Source organism: Paraburkholderia susongensis (genome assembly GCF_900177725.1).
GTDB classification, from domain to species: Bacteria; Pseudomonadota; Gammaproteobacteria; order Burkholderiales; family Burkholderiaceae; genus Paraburkholderia; species Paraburkholderia susongensis.
Genome location: NZ_FXAT01000001.1, coordinates 936,539 through 952,415 on the forward strand (window position 1 = coordinate 936,539; position 15,877 = coordinate 952,415).

The following is a 15,877-nucleotide window of genomic DNA, read 5'->3' on the forward strand; positions in this document are numbered from 1 at the left end:
CGTTTGTCTTCAATCTATCGATTCTAAACCACCATGTTCAACGCTGCCGTGCAGCCCTTCTGCGCGTATGGATGCCTGCGTTTGCGATGCAATAGACCCGCGGCGGTGAACCGCGGGAGCCAGTCATGTGAATGACAGTTCAAGAAGTGCCCGTTCACTCCACTAGCGAAGGAGGAATGACAGCAGAAAAAAGCGGGAAACGATCGTGGACCGCGCGCCCGCAGACCAGCGGCGCTTGATTACGCAGGGTTGCATACACGCGGCCCGCCTCCGCTTACTTCTTCACCGCCACGGCAGGGTTGTTTTTAGCCGTGGCGGCTGGAACGGCCTCGCCCTTTGTCGGCGAAGTCGCCGCAACCTGCGTGCCAGCAGCCGCGCCAGCCGGACCGACAGCGAGACCCTCCGCCTGCAGGCGCTCGACGGTATGCCCGCCCATGCCCTTGACGCGCTTGCCGAGATCGGCCATGTCCTTGAACGGACCATGCGCGGTGCGCTCTTCGAGAATGGCTTTCGCTTTCGCGGCGCCGATGCCCTTGACGCCGCGAAGCGCGTCTTCGTTAGCCGTATTGACGTCGACCATCGCATACGCGTGGCCGAAAGCGGCGAGCATGGCCGCGGTAACCAGAACTTTTCGAAACATATTGGAATCTCCCTGTTCGTACTGACCGGCGACCATCACCGGTCAGGAGATTCCAGTTTAAAGAGGACTGCGAAATATTTACACCTGGCCGAACAGCCAACGTACATAGCGATCGACACCTTCCTGCACGCTCAGAAACGGCGCGTCGTAGCCGGCCGCGCGCAGCTTCGACTGATCGGCCTGCGTGAAGCACTGATACTTGCCGCGCAGTGCATCGGGGAACGGAATGTATTCGATCAGCCCGCGCTGCACCTGATCCGCGAGCGACAGCGCCGGCTCGTTGTTCAGCGCGCGCAGCGTGTTGACCACGGTGCTCGCGATGTCGTTGAACGGCTGCGCGCGGCCGGTGCCGAGATTGAAGATGCCCGACTTCTCCGGGTGATCGAAGAAGAACAGGTTGACCTTCACGACGTCTTCGACCGAGATGAAATCGCGCGTCTGCTCGCCGGCCGCATAGCCGTTGTATTCGCCGAACAGCTTGACCTTGCCCTCGGCGCGGAACTGGTTGAAGTTGTGAAACGCGACCGACGCCATGCGCGCCTTGTGCGTTTCGCGCGGACCGTACACGTTGAAATAACGGAAGCCCGCGATCTGGCTCTTCGCGCTGGGCAGCACGCGGCGGATCACCTGGTCGAACAGGAACTTCGAATAGCCGTACACGTTCAGCGGCTGCTCGACTTCGCGCTCCTCGACGAAGCGGCTCGAGCCGCCATACGTCGCCGCCGACGACGCGTACAGGAACTGGATGTTCTGCGCGAGGCAGACGTCGAGCACGTCGCGGCTATAGCGGTAGTTGTTGTCCATCATGTAGCGGCCGTCGGTTTCCATCGTGTCCGAGCAGGCGCCTTCGTGGAAGATCGCGCGCACCTTGCCGAAGTCGCCGCGCTGGAAGCGTTCGACGAATTCGGTCTTGTCGAGATAGTCGTCGATTTCGCAGTCGACCAGATTTCTGAACTTGTCCGCGCGCGTGAGATTGTCGACGGCGATGATGCGTTGTTCGCCGCGCTCGTTGAGCGCCTTCACGAGATTGCTGCCGATAAAACCGGCCGCGCCGGTGACGATGACGGTCATGATGATCCTGCGGTAGTGAGCGTTGCGTGGGATTGGAGTCAGCCAGCGTTCGGCGAGCCCCTCGCGCACGTTGCGCACTGCAAACGCACCTGCACACGCGAGGGGAACCCGGCGGGCTGCATCAATGAAAGAGTTCGTCGTAGTCGACGGTGGCGGTGCCGAGTTTGCCGACCACGATGCCGGCTGCCCGATTCGCGAGCCCGACCGCGTCGACGAGCGAGAGACCCGCGCCGATCATGGCGGCGAGCGTCGCGATCACGGTGTCGCCCGCACCCGAGACATCATACACTTCGCGCGCAACGGCCGAAGCGTGCAGGATGCCGTCATCGGAGAAGAGCGTCATGCCCTCTTCCGAGCGCGTCAGCAGCAGTGCCTTGAATTCGAGTTCGGCGCGCAGCCTGGTCACGCGCGCGATCAGATCCTCTTCGGATTTCCACTGCCCGACCACTTCGCGCAACTCGGCGCGATTCGGCGTAATCAGCGTGGCGCCGCGATAGCGCTCCCAGTCGTCGCCCTTCGGATCGACGAGCACCGGCTTGCCCGCAGCGTGCGCCTTCGCGATCATCTGCGTGACGTGCGTGAGGCCGCCCTTCGCGTAATCGGACATCAGGATCACGTCGTGCGCCGGCAGCAGTTCGTCGAAACGCGCGAGACCCGATAGCAGCACCTCATGCGCCGGCGAGTTCTCGAAGTCGACGCGCAGCAGTTGCTGCTGACGCGACAGAACGCGCAGCTTGATCGTCGTGAGCAGCGCCGGGTCGCGTTCGAGATGCGGCGTCACGCCGCTTTCGTCGAGCAGTTGCACGATGCGCTCGCCCGGCTCGTCATGGCCGACCACGCACAGCAGGCCCGCCTGCGCGCCGAGCGCGACCGCATTGCGCGCAACGTTCGCCGCGCCGCCCAAGCGATCTTCCTGACGCTGAACATGCACGACCGGCACCGGCGCTTCCGGCGAAATGCGGTTCACGTCGCCGAACCAGTAGCGGTCGAGCATCACATCGCCGACCACGAGCACGCGCGCCGCGCCAAGCTGCGCGCGCGGCACCATGGTGAGCTTCGACTCCGGCGTGGACGCGGGCGCGGCAGGCATGGCCTCAGGCATCGGCCGGAAGTTCAGAGGGTTGGGCATAGGGGCGTCCAATCGCGTGATAATCGATGCCGAGTTCGGTCATCGCGTCGGGCTCGTACAGATTGCGGCCGTCGAAAATCAGCGGCGTCTTTAGCACCGATTTCAGATGCACGAAGTCCGGACTCTTGAATTCCTTCCATTCGGTCACGATCACGAGCGCGTCGGCGCCCGTCAGCGTTTCGTCCTGCGTGCTCGTGAAGGTGAGACGCGCGAGCTGCTCCGGCGCCGCGTGCAGATCCATCGCGAACACGCGGCGTGCTTCCGTGACCGCAACCGGATCGTACGCGCGCACCTGGGCGCCGCGCGCGAGCAGCTCGCCGATCACGCGGCGGCTCGGCGCCTCGCGCATATCGTCGGTATTCGGCTTGAACGCGAGGCCCCACACCGCGAACGTGCGGCCGCTCAGATCCTCGCCGAGCTTCGCCGCGATCTTGCGCACGAGCACGTCCTTCTGCTCATGGTTCACTTCCTCGACCGCTTCGAGAATACGCAGATTGTGGCCGCTTTCGCTCGCGGTGCGGATCAGCGCCTGCACGTCCTTCGGGAAGCACGAGCCGCCGTAGCCGCAGCCCGCATACAGGAAGTGATAGCCGATGCGCGGATCGGAGCCGATGCCGCGGCGCACCGCTTCGATATCGGCGCCCACTTTATCCGCGAGATTCGACATCTCGTTCATGAACGAGATGCGCGTGGCGAGCATCGCGTTGGCCGCGTATTTCGTGAACTCGGCGGAGCGCACGTCCATGTACAGCGTGCGTTCGTGATTGCGGTTGAACGGCGCGTACAGACGCTTTATCAGTTCGCGCGCACGCTGGCCAGCTTCGTCTTCGTCGATGCCGATCACGATGCGGTCGGGGCGCATGAAGTCGTCGACGGCCGCGCCTTCCTTCAGGAACTCGGGATTCGACACGACCGAAAAGCGATGCTGCTTGCTGTTCGCGAGGCCACGCTTCGCGAGCTCTTCCTCGACCACCGCGCGCACGCGCTGCGCGGTGCCGACCGGCACCGTCGATTTGTCGACGATCACCTTGAAGCCGTTCATCGTGCGGCCGATATTGCGCGCCGCCTCGAGCACGTATTGCAGATCGGCCGAGCCGTCTTCGTCGGGCGGCGTGCCGACCGCGATGAACTGGATGTCGCCGTGCGCGACGCTCGCTTCGACATCGGTCGAAAACGTGATGCGGCCCGCCGCGCGCGTACGGGCGATGATCTCCTGCAAGCCCGGCTCGTGAATCGGCACGCCGCCGTTGTTGAGGATGTCGATCTTGCGCGGATCGACGTCGAGACAGAAGACGTCGTTGCCGATCTCGGCGAGACACGCGCCGGTGACGAGGCCCACATAGCCCGTGCCGATAATGGTGATTTTCATATGCTTTCCGGTAGAGGGTTCCGGTGATGACTGCCGTTCATGAGGCCGGCGATGAACTCGTGGCGAAATGCGCTCGCGCGGGCGCGACCGGCATACAGGCGGTACAGCGGGTGCACTACCGCTGCCGCCGCGCTTGCCGGTCCGGCCGGCGCAACGTCAGTTCGGCGCCGTGATCGGTTCGACGCGACGCGGCGCATAGGTTTCCCAACCGCTGCAACCCGGGCACTGCCAGTAGAAAAGCCGCGCCCTGAAACCACAATTCTGGCACGTATACCGCGGCAGATTCTTGGTGCGCTGGCGGATCAGCGTACGCATCAGTTCCAGCTCGCTGCGCCGCGGCTCTTCCGCGACCGCCTGCTGCGCTTCGAGCAGACGCGTCATGCCGGCCAGATTCGGCGACTTCTGCATCTGCGTGCGCGCGAGCGCATGGGCCGCGTCGACGCCGCGCAGCGACTCGACGTACTGATAGGCAACGTCGAGCAGGTCGTTGCTCGGATGACGGTCCACCCAATTCGTGAGCAGGTCGGCACCCTCCTGCGGACGGCCGAGCGCTTCGTACGCCTTCATTATCTTTTCGGCGACGAGCGGCAGATACGCGGGGTTCTGCTCCTCGACGCGCCGCCATTGCGCGATTGCCGCTTCGGGCGCGTCGCCGGTTGCGTCGACGTCGCCGAACAGGATCGTCGCGCGCACGTTGGTCGGGTTCGCCTTCAGCGCGAAGCCAAGCTGACGGCGCGCCTCGTCCGGCTTCTTCTGCTGCAACGCTTCCTGCGCGAGTTCGCAGTGGAACTGCGCGATTTCCTTGTCGAGCGAGGGAGCGCCCATCGTTTCGAGATGACGCGCGGTGTCGATCGACTTGATCCAATCCTTCTCGATTTCGTAGATCGTGAGCAGCGCGCGTTGCGCGCCCAATGCGTAGTCGCCGGACTGAAGCGAGCGGAAGGTTTCTTCCGCGCGATCGAGCAGGCCGGCTTTCAGGAAGTCCTGCCCCAACTCGTAGAGCGCGTGATCGCGTTCGCTGACAGGCAGGTCCGCGCGGCTCAGCAGATTCTGATGCACGCGAATCGCGCGGTCCGTTTCGCCGCGGCGCCGGAACAGATTGCCGAGCGCGAAATGAAGTTCGATCGTTTCAGGGTCGAGCTTGACGACTTCGATGAACGCGTCGATCGCCTGGTCCGGCTGCTCGTTGAGCAGGAAGTTCAGGCCGCGAAAATACGAACGCGGCAGGTTCGCGCTTTCGGACAGCAGCGTCTTGAGGTCGTAGCGCGCCGCCATCCAGCCGAATGCGAATGCGACGGGTATGACGAGCAGCCACCAGAAGTCTAGATCCATGCGATTAATGCAAATGTTCGGGAAAGCGGAAACGAAAAGCCGCGCTCAACGCGCGCGGCACAGGAAAGCTCAGATCAGCGGCGGCAGCGGCGGCTGTTCGACGACGGCCGGGGTTTCGCGCGCCACGCGCAACTCGCGCTTGAGACGGCCATTTTCCATGCGCAAACGCACGGCGGCCGGCATTGCCGACACGAGCCCCGCGAGCAAGCCGACCACGAAAAACGCGAGGCCAATCAGAATCAAAGGCGCCGACCAGGTATAGCCGGCGAAGAAATTCAGCGTAGCAGGTTGCGCGTTGGAGAGCGCCAGCACCAGCAGCAGCACGAACACCAGCACACGGATCAGCCAGACGATAAATTTCATGAGTAGATCTCTTGACGGCAGTTGCGGGGTGACGCCGGCTTGATGACGCGTCGCGCCACGGTGTTGCCCGCGCCGAAGTGACCCGTATTGTAATTGAAGCCCTCGTGGCTGGGCAGGAAGTGACTGACCGGGGGTATGTGGCCGCGAGCGCGAGTATGGATGGTTATAAAACCAGCAAACCCGTTTAGCTGCGAAGCGGCGCTGGAATAGCCATGGACCCGCGACCCGCAAATCACAAACGAAAAAAAAGCGCCCGAAGGCGCTTTTTCTGATCTTTTGCCGACTGGCTTTGGCCGCTGACGCTGCCTGTGCCACGCTGCAAGACGCTCAGCGGAGCATTTACAGGTCGTCATCCGGCTCTTCGGCCTTCAACGGCTCGCCCGCGCGACGGTCCACCCGTTCGCGCAATTCCTTGCCTGGCTTGAAGTGCGGCACGTACTTCTCGGGTACCAGCACCTTCTCGCCCGACTTCGGATTACGTCCGACGCGGGAGGGACGGCGATTCAGGCCGAAGCTGCCGAAGCCGCGAATTTCGATGCGATGACCGTTGGCAAGCGCCTCCGACATCGCATCAAGCATCGTCTTCACCGCGAAATCCGCATCTTTGAGAACAAGTTGCGGAAATCGCGTAGCCAGCTGGGCGACCAATTCCGATTTGGTCATACTGCAGCAGACCTCTCAGGCTTACTGGTTCTGGCCGTCGAGCTTGGCCTTCAGCAGCGCGCCGAGGTTCGTCGTGCCGGTGGCGGCTGCGCTCGAATCCGAAGCAGCGAGGCCACGGATAGCTTCCTGCTGCTCAGCCGAGTCCTTCGCCTTGATCGACAGGTTGATGCCGCGCGACTTGCGATCGATGTTGATGATCATCGCGTTGACCTTGTCGCCTTCCTTCAGCACGTTGCGAGCATCTTCCACGCGGTCTTGCGCGATTTCCGAAGCGCGCAGGTAGCCTTCGACTTCAGCCGACAGCTGAACCACTGCACCCTTCGCGTCCACCGTCTTGACCATGCCGTCGACGATCGAACCCTTGTCGTTCATTGCAACGAAGTTGCTGAACGGGTCGCCTTCGAGCTGCTTGATACCGAGCGAAATGCGTTCCTTCTCGACGTCGATGCCGAGAACGATCGCTTCCACTTCGTCGCCCTTCTTGTACTTGCGAACCGCTTCTTCGCCCGTTTCGCTCCACGACAGGTCCGACAGGTGAACCAGACCGTCGATGCCGCCCGGCAGACCGATGAAGACGCCGAAGTCGGTGATCGACTTGATTGCGCCTTGCAGCTTGTCGCCCTTCTTGAAGTTGCGGCTGAAGTCGTCCCACGGGTTCGGCTTGCACTGCTTCATGCCGAGGCTGATACGGCGGCGGTCTTCGTCGATCTCGAGAACCATGACTTCGACTTCGTCGCCCAGTTGCACAACCTTCGACGGTGCAACGTTCTTGTTGGTCCAGTCCATTTCCGACACGTGGACGAGGCCTTCGATGCCCGATTCCACTTCGACGAATGCGCCGTAGTCGGTGATATTGGTGACCTTGCCGAACAGGCGCGTGCCCGACGGGTAACGGCGCGAGATGCCTTCCCACGGATCGTCGCCCAGTTGCTTGATACCGAGCGAAACGCGGTTCTTTTCCTGGTCGAACTTGAGGATCTTCGCGGTGACTTCCTGGCCAACCGACAGAACTTCGCTCGGGTGACGCACACGACGCCATGCGATGTCGGTGATGTGCAGCAGGCCGTCGATGCCGCCGAGGTCAACGAACGCGCCGTAGTCGGTGATGTTCTTGACCACGCCTTCCACGATCGCGCCTTCCTTCAGCGTTTCGAGCAGCTTCGCGCGCTCTTCGCCCTGGGTCGCTTCGATCACGGCACGGCGCGACAGCACGACGTTGTTACGCTTGCGGTCGAGCTTGATGACGCGGAATTCGAGGGTCTTGCCTTCGTACGGGGTCGTGTCCTTGACAGGACGCGTATCGACCAGCGAACCCGGCAGGAACGCGCGGATGCCGTTGACCATGACGGTCATGCCGCCCTTGACCTTGCCCGTGATCGTGCCGGTCACGAGTTCGTTGTTGTCGAGCGCTTTTTCCAGCGACAGCCACGAAGCGAGACGCTTCGCCTTGTCACGCGACAGGATCGTGTCGCCATAGCCGTTTTCCAGCGCGTCGATCGCGACGGAAACGAAGTCGCCCGCCTGCACTTCTACCTCGCCCGCGTCGTTCAGGAACTCTTCGAGCGGAATGTAGGCTTCGGACTTGAGACCAGCATTAACGACCACGAAGTTGTGGTCGACACGCACGACTTCGGCGGAGATCACTTCGCCAGCGCGCATGTCCTGCTTGGTCAGCGACTCTTCGAACAGAGCCGCAAAAGATTCGGTATTCGGGGTAGAGGTTTGCAGGTCGGACATAAAAATCAGAATTTGCACGGTTTTCGCAGCGCCTGGCTCACCGGACTGGTCAGCGACTTCGGCAAACACGCGAATGCCACGCGGGGTTAAAGGGTTAAACACAACGCTTCGCGACCATCGCGAAGCACCTACCAGCAACGGAACTGCCTTGCTTCGCCGCTGATGCGTTACCGTTTGAGGTCACGCATGCGGGACCAGCGCTTCATACCATTGCACCACCTGCTCGACCGCCTGGTCGACCGACAATGCAGAGGTATCAAGCAGCTTCGCATCCGCCGCGGGCTTGAGCGGCGCGGCCGCGCGCTGACTGTCACGCTCGTCGCGCTCACGCAAATCCCGGAGCAAGTCATCTATATTAGCAGAAAATCCTTTTTGGATCAATTGCTTATGCCGGCGCGTCGCGCGGGCCTCGACGCTCGCGGTCATGAATACCTTGAGCACGGCGTCCTGGAAGATCACGGTGCCCATGTCGCGGCCGTCGGCGACCAGCCCCGGCTCCTTGCGAAACGCCCGCTGACGTGCCACCAGCGCAGCCCGCACGGGCGCGTGCACGGCGATCGCCGAGGCCCGGCTGCCCACTTCCTCGGCGCGAATTTCGGTTGACACATCGACGCCGTCGAGCTGCGCGAGCCCCTCGCGAAACGTGATGTGGAGGTCGTCGATCAGTTCGACAAGAGCGTCGGTATCGTTCCCGGCGATGCCATAGCGCAGGCTCGCGAGCGCCGCGAGCCGATACAGCGCGCCGCTGTCGAGCAGGTGAAAGCCGAGGCTGGCGGCGACCAGCGCGGCCACGGTGCCTTTGCCGGAGGCGCTGGGGCCGTCGATCGTAATGACGGGCGTCTGGTGAAAGGGACGGGTCGGTTTCATCGAAAAAGTCGCACGTCAGTCGATTCTGGAGCGAATCTGGGTTGGATCAGGATTGGGCCAGCGCGGTGAAGCGCTCGAAATAATCAGGAAACGTCTTGCCGACGCACTTCGGGTCGTTGATCCGGACCGGCACGCCGCCGAGGCTGACGAGCGAAAAGCACATCGCCATGCGGTGATCGTCGTAGGTGTCGATCGCGGCATTCGGGATCAGCTTTTCAGGCGGCGTGACGACGAGGAAATCCTCGCCCTCCTGCACCGTCGCGCCGACCTTGCGCAGCTCGGTCGCCATCGCGGCGATCCGGTCGGTTTCCTTCACACGCCAGCTCGCGATGTTGCGCAGCGTGGTCGTGCCGTCCGCGAACAGCGCGGCGACGGCAATCGTCATCGCGGCATCGGGAATCAGGTTGAAGTCCATGTCGATCGGATCGAGCTTGCCGTGGTCGTTGCCGACGCCGCGCACCTCGATCCAGTCCTCGCCCATCTGCAGGTTCGCGCCCATCCTGATGAGCGCATCGGCAAAGCCGACGTCGCCCTGGATGCTCGCGCGGCCGACGCCCTCCACTTTCAGCGGCCCGCCGCCGAGCGCACCCGCCGCGAGGAAATAGGACGCCGACGACGCGTCGCCCTCCACCATGATCGTGCCCGGCGACTGATAGCGCTGCCCCGCCGGCACGACGAACTGATGCCAGCCGTGGCGCTCGACCTTGATGCCGAAGCGCGCCATCAGCTTGATCGTGATCTCGATGTACGGCTTCGAGATCAGTTCGCCGTCCACCTGCACGGTGCTCACGCCGCTCGCGGTGCGCAGAAGCGGCAGCGTCATCAGAAGCGAGGTCAGGAACTGGCTCGACACGTCGCCGCGCACGCGGATCGGCGCCTCGGCGGAAATCTGCGCGGGACGGATGCGCAGCGGCGGATAGCCGTCGTTCTGCTCGTAGTCGATGGTCGCGCCGATCTGGCGCAGGCCGTCGACGAGATCGCCGATCGGCCGCTCGTGCATGCGCGGCACGCCGTGAATCCGGTAGTCGCCGCCGTTCACGGCAAGCGCCGCGGTGAGCGGGCGCACCGCCGTGCCCGCATTGCCGAGGAACAGGTCGGCCGTGCGCGCGGTGAATGCGCCGCGCGTGCCGGTCACGACGCAGGTGTCGCCGTCGCGCTTCAGACGCACGCCGAGCTTTTCGAGCGCGTCGAGCATCACCCGGGTGTCGTCGGAATCGAGCAGATTCGTGATCGTCGTCTCGCCCTCGGCAAGCGCGGCGAGCAGCAGCACGCGGTTCGAAATGCTCTTCGAGCCTGGCAGACGAACCGTGCCGGACGCACGGGAAAAAGGTCCGAGATCGAGGAATTCCATGATGAGTCCAGTTTCCGGTTATTTCGACGCGTCGCTGCCGGCTACGCCGGACGCGCGCTGTTCCTGCCACTGACTGCGCGCCACGCGCGAGCGGGCGAACACGGCTTCGAGCGCGGCGCCGTCGCCGGCTTCGATGGCCGAGCGCAGACGCGCGAGCACCTCGGTGTACGCGTCGAGTTCGTCGAGCAACGCAACGCGATTGGCGACGCACACGTCGCGCCACATCTCCGGGCTCGACGCGGCGATGCGCGTGAAGTCGCGAAAGCCGCCCGCCGCGAACGAGAATTTCAACGCGGCGTCGGGAGAATTGAGAATCTGCTCGACCAGCGCGAACGACAGCACGTGCGGCAAGTGACTGACCGACGCGAACACGCGGTCGTGCTGCTCGGGCGTCATGTTCCGCACGAGCGCGCCGGTTGCGCGCCACATCGCCGCGACGCGCTCGACCGCCGCCGGGGCATTCTCCGGCAACGGACACAGCACGACGTTGCGATTCACGTACAGATCAGGCAGCGCGGCATCGACGCCGCTCGACTCGCGGCCGGCGATCGGATGTCCCGGCACGAACTGGCCGATCCGCGCGCCGAGCGCCGCGCGCGCGGCGGCGACCACGTCGGACTTGGTGCTGCCCGCATCGGTAACGATCGTGCCCGCTTCGAGATACGGCGCGATGCGCTCGAGCAACGGCTGCGTCTGCGCGACGGGCGCCGCGAGCAGCACGAAGTCCGCGCCGGCGAGCGCGTCGCGCAGCGCGGCATCGTCGTCGAGCGCCGCGGCGCCATCGATCACACCGAGCGCCAACGCACGCTCGCTCGACGCGGAGGTCCGCCCCACACCGATCACCGTGCGCGCCCCATCGGCTTCGCCGCGTTCACGCAACGCGCGCGCGAGCGATCCGCCGATCAGGCCGACACCGAAAATCACGAGCTTGTCAAAAGAGTAGGCGGCCACGTCGGTCACAAAATAAGCGCGCTGGCCTGGCTGGCCGGACGCGCGGGTCAAGAATCAGCGCTTGCTCACAGCAAACGCGTGGCAGGCGCGACGAGCGTCTTTTCGAGCGCCGCGATAAACGCCTCGTTTTCTTCGGGCAGCCCGATCGTAATGCGCAGCCACTGCGACAAGCCGTAGTTGTCGACCGGCCGCACGATCACGGCCTGCTTCAGCAACGCGAGGTTCACGCGGGCGCCAGCAGCGTCGTCGTTGCCGACGCGCACGAGCACGAAATTACCTTCGGACGGCACATATTCGAGGCCGAGCCGGTCGAACGCTTCGGTCAGACGGCGATAGCCCTGTGCATTCAGTGCCGCGCTCTTCTCGAGAAACGCGCGGTCGTTGAGCGCGGCGATTGCCGCGGCCTGCGCGAGCGTGTTCACGTTGAACGGCTGACGCAGGCGGTTCAGCAGATCGGTCAATTCAGGCTGAGCGATCGCAAAGCCGATGCGCAGGCCCGCGAGGCCGAACGCCTTCGAAAACGTGCGCGACACGAGCAGATTCGGGTAACGGCGCACCCATGCGATCGAGTCGTAGCGCTTGTCCGCCGACAGATATTCGGTGTACGCCTCGTCGAGCACGACGACCACATGGCGCGGCACCTTGTCGAGAAACGCCTCGAGCCTCGGGCCTTCGATGAACGTGCCGGTCGGATTGTTCGGATTCGCGACGAAGACGAGACGCGTGTCGCCAGTGATCGCGGCAAGCATCGCGTCGAGGTCGTGACCATGACGAAGCGCCGGCACGACGATCGCGCGCGCGCCGACGCCTTGCGTCGCGAGCGCGTAGACCGCGAACGAATACTGCGAGAACACGACCGACTGGCCCTTCTCGACGAACGCATGCGCGGCGAGTTCGAGGATGTCGTTGCTGCCGTTGCCGAGCGTGATCCACTCGGCCGGCACGCCGTAGCGTTCGGCGAGCGCGGCCTTCAGCTCGAAGCCGTTCGAATCCGGATAGCGGCCGAGATCGCCAATCGCCTGCGCCATCGCGCGCTGCGCCGACTCGGGCATGCCGAGCGGATTTTCATTCGATGCCAGCTTCACGATGCTCGCCTCTTCGAGGCCGAACTCGCGGGCCACTTCCGAAATCGGCTTGCCGGCGATATACGGCGCGATCGCACGCACGTAGGAAGGGCCGAAAGACGCTGTCATGAAAATCTCCGAACGACGATGGGTGATGGAATATACAGCCGGAATATACAGCCGGGCAGCGCGCTGGACGCCGCCCGGACTGCGCTGCCGAAGACCGTTAGCGGGCGCGCGGATACGAGCCGAGTATCTTCAGGAACGCGGCCTTCTCGCCGAGTTCGGCGAGTGCGGCGGCCACGGCCGGGTCGTCGCGATGTCCCTCGACGTCGATGTAGAAGTAATACTCCCATGTGCCGATACGCGCCGGACGCGATTCGAAACGCGTCATCGACACACCGTGGCGCGCGAGCGGCTCGAGCAGCTTGAACACCGCGCCCGGCTCGTTCATGACCGAGACGATCAGCGAGGTCTGGTCGCGGCCGCTCGGGCCGGTCGGCTGCTTGCCGATCATCACGAAGCGCGTGCGGTTGTGCGGGTCGTCGTGGATCAGCGCATTGGTGACCTGCAAGCCGTAGTGGATCGCGGCGCGATCGCCGGCAATGGCCGCTACGGTCGGATCTTCGGCGGCCATGCGCGCAGCTTCGGCGTTACTCGCCACCGCCTGACGCTTCAGATGCGGCGCGTTCGTCGACAGCCAGCGCTGGCACTGCGCGAGCGCCTGCGCATGCGCGCACACGCGCGTGACGCCAGCGAGACCATTCAACGTCAGCAGATTGTGGTGGATCGGCAAGGCCAGTTCGCCGCCGATGATGAGCTGCGTTTGCAGCAGGAGATCGAGCGTGCGCGAGACCGCGCCTTCGGTCGAATTCTCGACCGGCACGACGCCGTAGTCGGCGGCGCCCGCCTCGACCGAGCGGAACACTTCGTCGATCGACGGACACGGCAGCCCTTCGATCGACTGACCGAAGTACTCGTGCATCGCCTGTTCGCTATAGGTGCCGACCGGCCCGAGGTAGGCGGCCTTGAGCGTCTTTTCGAGCGCGCGGCTCGCCGCCATGATCTCGCGCCAGATCGCGCCGATGTGTTCGTCCTTGAGCGGCCCAGCGCTCATCTCCTGCAGACGCGCGATCACCTGCAATTCGCGCTCGGGGCGGAACACCGGCGCATTGAAATGCTTCTTGACCTCGCCCACTTCGAGCGCCACCGCCGCGCGCTGGTTGAGGAGCGCGATCAGTTGCGCGTCGAGCGCGTCGATGCGATCGCGCAGAGGTTTGAGTCGTGTATTGAGTTCGTCGTCCATGCGTGAAAACGGTTCTGCCGGGTAACTGCTGGAAAAGATGCGCGCGCGCCGGTGAATACGGCTCAGGCGCTGCGCCGCTCGAATTCCTTCATGTATTCGACAAGCGCTTTGACGCCTTCGAGCGGGACGGCGTTATAGATCGACGCCCGCATGCCGCCGACGGACTTGTGGCCCTTTAGCTGCACCAATCCCCGCGCTTTCGCGCCGGCCAGGAAATCTTCGTTGCGCGACTCGTCGGCGAGGAAGAACGGTACGTTCATTCGCGAGCGCGAGCCACGCTCGACCTTGTTCAGATAGAAGCTGCTCGAGTCGATCGCGTCGTACAGCAGTTTCGACTTTTCGAGATTGCGCGCTTCCATGGCGACGAGGCCGCCCTGCTTCTTCAACCACTTGAACACGAGCCCGGCGATGTAGATCGCGTAGGTAGGCGGCGTGTTGTACATCGAATTGTTCTCGGCGACGGTCTTCCATTCGAACGCCGACGGGCAGATCGACATGGCGCGATCGAGCATGTCTTCACGCACGATCACGACGGTCACACCCGCCATGCCGATGTTCTTCTGCGCGCCGCCGAACAGCACGCCGTATTTGGCGATGTCCATCGGGCGCGACAGAATGTGCGACGACGCATCCGCGACGAGCGGGATGTCGCCGAGATCGGGAATCTCGAAGGTTTCGACGCCGTGAATGGTCTCGTTCGTGCACAGATGCACGTAGGCCGGGTCGTCCGACAGTTGCCATTCCGAGCGCGCCGGCGCGCGCGTAAAACCATTCGCGCTCTGGCCGGTCGCGGCCAGATGCACGGTGCCGTATTTCTGCGCTTCCTTGAACGACTTCTGCGACCACGAACCGGTAATGACGAAGTCCGCACGCGGTTTCGCGCCCAGCAGGTTCATCGGCACGATTGCGTTTTCGCCGAGCCCGCCGCCTTGCAGGAACAGGATGCGGTGGCTTGCCGGCACCTGAAGCAGTTCACGCAGATCGGTGAGCGCTTCCTCATGGATCGACATGAATTCCTTGCCGCGGTGGCTCATTTCCATCACGCTCATGCCGCTGCCGTGCCAGTTGAGCATCTCGTCGGCTGCCTGGCGCAGCACTTCTTCGGGCATGGCCGCCGGACCGGCGGAGAAATTAAAGACGCGCATGTGGAGTCCTGGAAGCGGGCGCGAAAAACACGGATCGCGCGGAAATCGGCAAAAAGATCGGCGAAATTGCTCGCCGAAAATAGAAAATGGCCGTCTGCGCGTGTGCGCAAACGGCCATTATCGCATTGTCGCCGCTAACCCGCCACGCCGTATGGCCCAGCGGGTGCGCCTTGCGGGCACTTGCCCGGCGGACGCGGCGGCAGGCTGCCCAATAGAGGCAGCCTTGCGAGCGGAATTTACTTGGCAGCCGGCTTGACCGATGCGACTTCCTTGTCGGCCTGGTCACGCGTTGCCTTGATCGATTCCGGCATGTACTTCTGCATCAGGCTGTTCACGACGTCGCGGCCAACCTGGTCTTGCACCTGGATGAATTTGCGGCCGGTCGGGCTCTTGTAGAACGTGGTCAGATCCTTGATTTCCGACGTGCTGTAGTACTTCGCGTAAGCGTCGTACTGAGCCTGCATCGCATCCTGACGGAAAGAGTCCGTTGCGAAGACCTGGCCCGCGCTGTCAACCAGCTTCGGCACCGTGTTCTTCTGCAGCGTCGGCACGGCAGCCTGCTTCTGCTTGTCCGTCATCGTCTTGTTTTCGCTCAGCGCGTCCGACAGGATTGCCGGCACGAGCTGCTTGGCTTGCATCTGTGCGCTGTTGCCGATTGCGCCGACCAGCTTCTGCGCGTCGATGGCGTCGAGCAGGTCTTTGATAGCAGCCTGCTTGGCCGGATCAACCGGTGCTGCGGCAGCAGCCGGAGCCGCTGCGGCCGGTGCCTGGTTCTGCAGCGCTTGAGCCATAGCGAAGGTCGGCACGACGGCAGCCAGCAACATCAGTTGTTTGAATCGTTTTTGCATCATTACTCCCTAAGAGAAATTAACTTGAATCGCGCGCCGCG

At 63.6% G+C, this 15,877-nt stretch carries 15 protein-coding genes; all 15 read right to left on the minus strand.

Annotated features, from left to right (window positions below):
• Positions 1-274: 274 nt before the first annotated feature.
• The 15 genes from B9Z01_RS04310 to B9Z01_RS04375 all read right to left on the minus strand — a co-directional run bounded on the left by B9Z01_RS04310 (position 275) and on the right by B9Z01_RS04375 (position 15,836).
• A complete protein-coding gene (locus B9Z01_RS04310) occupies positions 275-640 on the minus strand; it encodes a ComEA family DNA-binding protein (RefSeq protein WP_085481184.1) in 366 nt (121 codons plus the stop codon).
• A gap of 78 nt (positions 641-718) precedes the next feature.
• Entirely contained in the window at positions 719-1,711 is a 993-nt protein-coding gene (rfaD, locus tag B9Z01_RS04315) for an ADP-glyceromanno-heptose 6-epimerase (RefSeq protein WP_085480975.1), read from the minus strand.
• Positions 1,712-1,832: 121 nt separating this feature from the next.
• The gene (gene rfaE1, locus B9Z01_RS04320; protein WP_085480976.1) at positions 1,833-2,840 is read right to left on the minus strand and encodes a D-glycero-beta-D-manno-heptose-7-phosphate kinase; all 1,008 of its coding nucleotides are present in this window, start codon (positions 2,838-2,840) and stop codon (positions 1,833-1,835) included.
• A complete protein-coding gene (locus B9Z01_RS04325) occupies positions 2,806-4,209 on the minus strand; it encodes a UDP-glucose dehydrogenase family protein (RefSeq protein WP_085480977.1) in 1,404 nt (467 codons plus the stop codon). Before B9Z01_RS04325 ends, rfaE1 begins: the two co-directional genes overlap by 35 nt.
• 156 nt (positions 4,210-4,365) lie before the next feature.
• On the minus strand, positions 4,366-5,541 hold the full coding sequence (gene lapB, locus B9Z01_RS04330; protein WP_085480978.1) for a lipopolysaccharide assembly protein LapB: 1,176 nt from the start codon (positions 5,539-5,541) through the stop codon (positions 4,366-4,368).
• Positions 5,542-5,610: 69 nt separating this feature from the next.
• The gene (locus B9Z01_RS04335) at positions 5,611-5,904 is read right to left on the minus strand and encodes a LapA family protein (RefSeq protein ID WP_085480979.1); all 294 of its coding nucleotides are present in this window, start codon (positions 5,902-5,904) and stop codon (positions 5,611-5,613) included.
• A 339-nt stretch (positions 5,905-6,243) separates the two neighbouring features.
• Positions 6,244-6,567 (minus strand): integration host factor subunit beta, encoded by a 324-nt coding sequence (locus B9Z01_RS04340; protein ID WP_007180889.1) that lies wholly within the window; start codon positions 6,565-6,567, stop codon positions 6,244-6,246.
• A gap of 21 nt (positions 6,568-6,588) precedes the next feature.
• A complete protein-coding gene (gene rpsA, locus B9Z01_RS04345) occupies positions 6,589-8,304 on the minus strand; it encodes a 30S ribosomal protein S1 (RefSeq protein ID WP_420814645.1) in 1,716 nt (571 codons plus the stop codon).
• Positions 8,305-8,484: 180 nt separating this feature from the next.
• On the minus strand, positions 8,485-9,171 hold the full coding sequence (gene cmk / locus B9Z01_RS04350) for a (d)CMP kinase (protein ID WP_085480980.1): 687 nt from the start codon (positions 9,169-9,171) through the stop codon (positions 8,485-8,487).
• A 46-nt stretch (positions 9,172-9,217) separates the two neighbouring features.
• Positions 9,218-10,522 (minus strand): 3-phosphoshikimate 1-carboxyvinyltransferase, encoded by a 1,305-nt coding sequence (gene aroA, locus B9Z01_RS36055; RefSeq protein ID WP_244195915.1) that lies wholly within the window; start codon positions 10,520-10,522, stop codon positions 9,218-9,220.
• Between the two features lie 18 nt (positions 10,523-10,540).
• Positions 10,541-11,482, minus strand: coding sequence for a prephenate dehydrogenase (locus B9Z01_RS36060; RefSeq protein WP_244195929.1), 942 nt, complete (start codon positions 11,480-11,482; stop codon positions 10,541-10,543).
• A 56-nt stretch (positions 11,483-11,538) separates the two neighbouring features.
• Positions 11,539-12,666: a histidinol-phosphate transaminase gene (hisC, locus tag B9Z01_RS04360; protein WP_085480981.1), complete on the minus strand. Its 1,128-nt coding sequence runs from the start codon at positions 12,664-12,666 to the stop codon at positions 11,539-11,541.
• 97 nt (positions 12,667-12,763) lie between these two features.
• Positions 12,764-13,843 (minus strand): prephenate dehydratase, encoded by a 1,080-nt coding sequence (gene pheA, locus B9Z01_RS04365; protein ID WP_085480982.1) that lies wholly within the window; start codon positions 13,841-13,843, stop codon positions 12,764-12,766.
• A 62-nt stretch (positions 13,844-13,905) separates the two neighbouring features.
• Complete coding sequence (serC, locus tag B9Z01_RS04370; protein ID WP_085480983.1) at positions 13,906-14,988, minus strand: 3-phosphoserine/phosphohydroxythreonine transaminase; 1,083 nt, start codon at positions 14,986-14,988, stop codon at positions 13,906-13,908.
• A gap of 236 nt (positions 14,989-15,224) precedes the next feature.
• Positions 15,225-15,836: a DUF2059 domain-containing protein gene (locus B9Z01_RS04375; RefSeq protein WP_085480984.1), complete on the minus strand. Its 612-nt coding sequence runs from the start codon at positions 15,834-15,836 to the stop codon at positions 15,225-15,227.
• Positions 15,837-15,877 lie beyond the last annotated feature (41 nt).

Coding starts and splice junctions, on each gene's coding strand:
- B9Z01_RS04310 (WP_085481184.1), bottom strand. CDS start 640: ATGTTTCGAAAAGTTCTGGTTACCGCGGCCATGCTCGCCGCTTTCGGC.
- rfaD (WP_085480975.1), bottom strand. CDS start 1,711: ATGACCGTCATCGTCACCGGCGCGGCCGGTTTTATCGGCAGCAATCTC.
- rfaE1 (WP_085480976.1), bottom strand. CDS start 2,840: ATGCCCAACCCTCTGAACTTCCGGCCGATGCCTGAGGCCATGCCTGCC.
- B9Z01_RS04325 (WP_085480977.1), bottom strand. CDS start 4,209: ATGAAAATCACCATTATCGGCACGGGCTATGTGGGCCTCGTCACCGGC.
- lapB (WP_085480978.1), bottom strand. CDS start 5,541: ATGGATCTAGACTTCTGGTGGCTGCTCGTCATACCCGTCGCATTCGCA.
- B9Z01_RS04335 (WP_085480979.1), bottom strand. CDS start 5,904: ATGAAATTTATCGTCTGGCTGATCCGTGTGCTGGTGTTCGTGCTGCTG.
- B9Z01_RS04340 (WP_007180889.1), bottom strand. CDS start 6,567: ATGACCAAATCGGAATTGGTCGCCCAGCTGGCTACGCGATTTCCGCAA.
- rpsA (WP_420814645.1), bottom strand. CDS start 8,304: ATGTCCGACCTGCAAACCTCTACCCCGAATACCGAATCTTTTGCGGCT.
- cmk (WP_085480980.1), bottom strand. CDS start 9,171: ATGAAACCGACCCGTCCCTTTCACCAGACGCCCGTCATTACGATCGAC.
- aroA (WP_244195915.1), bottom strand. CDS start 10,522: ATGGAATTCCTCGATCTCGGACCTTTTTCCCGTGCGTCCGGCACGGTT.
- hisC (WP_085480981.1), bottom strand. CDS start 12,666: ATGACAGCGTCTTTCGGCCCTTCCTACGTGCGTGCGATCGCGCCGTAT.
- pheA (WP_085480982.1), bottom strand. CDS start 13,843: ATGGACGACGAACTCAATACACGACTCAAACCTCTGCGCGATCGCATC.
- serC (WP_085480983.1), bottom strand. CDS start 14,988: ATGCGCGTCTTTAATTTCTCCGCCGGTCCGGCGGCCATGCCCGAAGAA.
- B9Z01_RS04375 (WP_085480984.1), bottom strand. CDS start 15,836: ATGCAAAAACGATTCAAACAACTGATGTTGCTGGCTGCCGTCGTGCCG.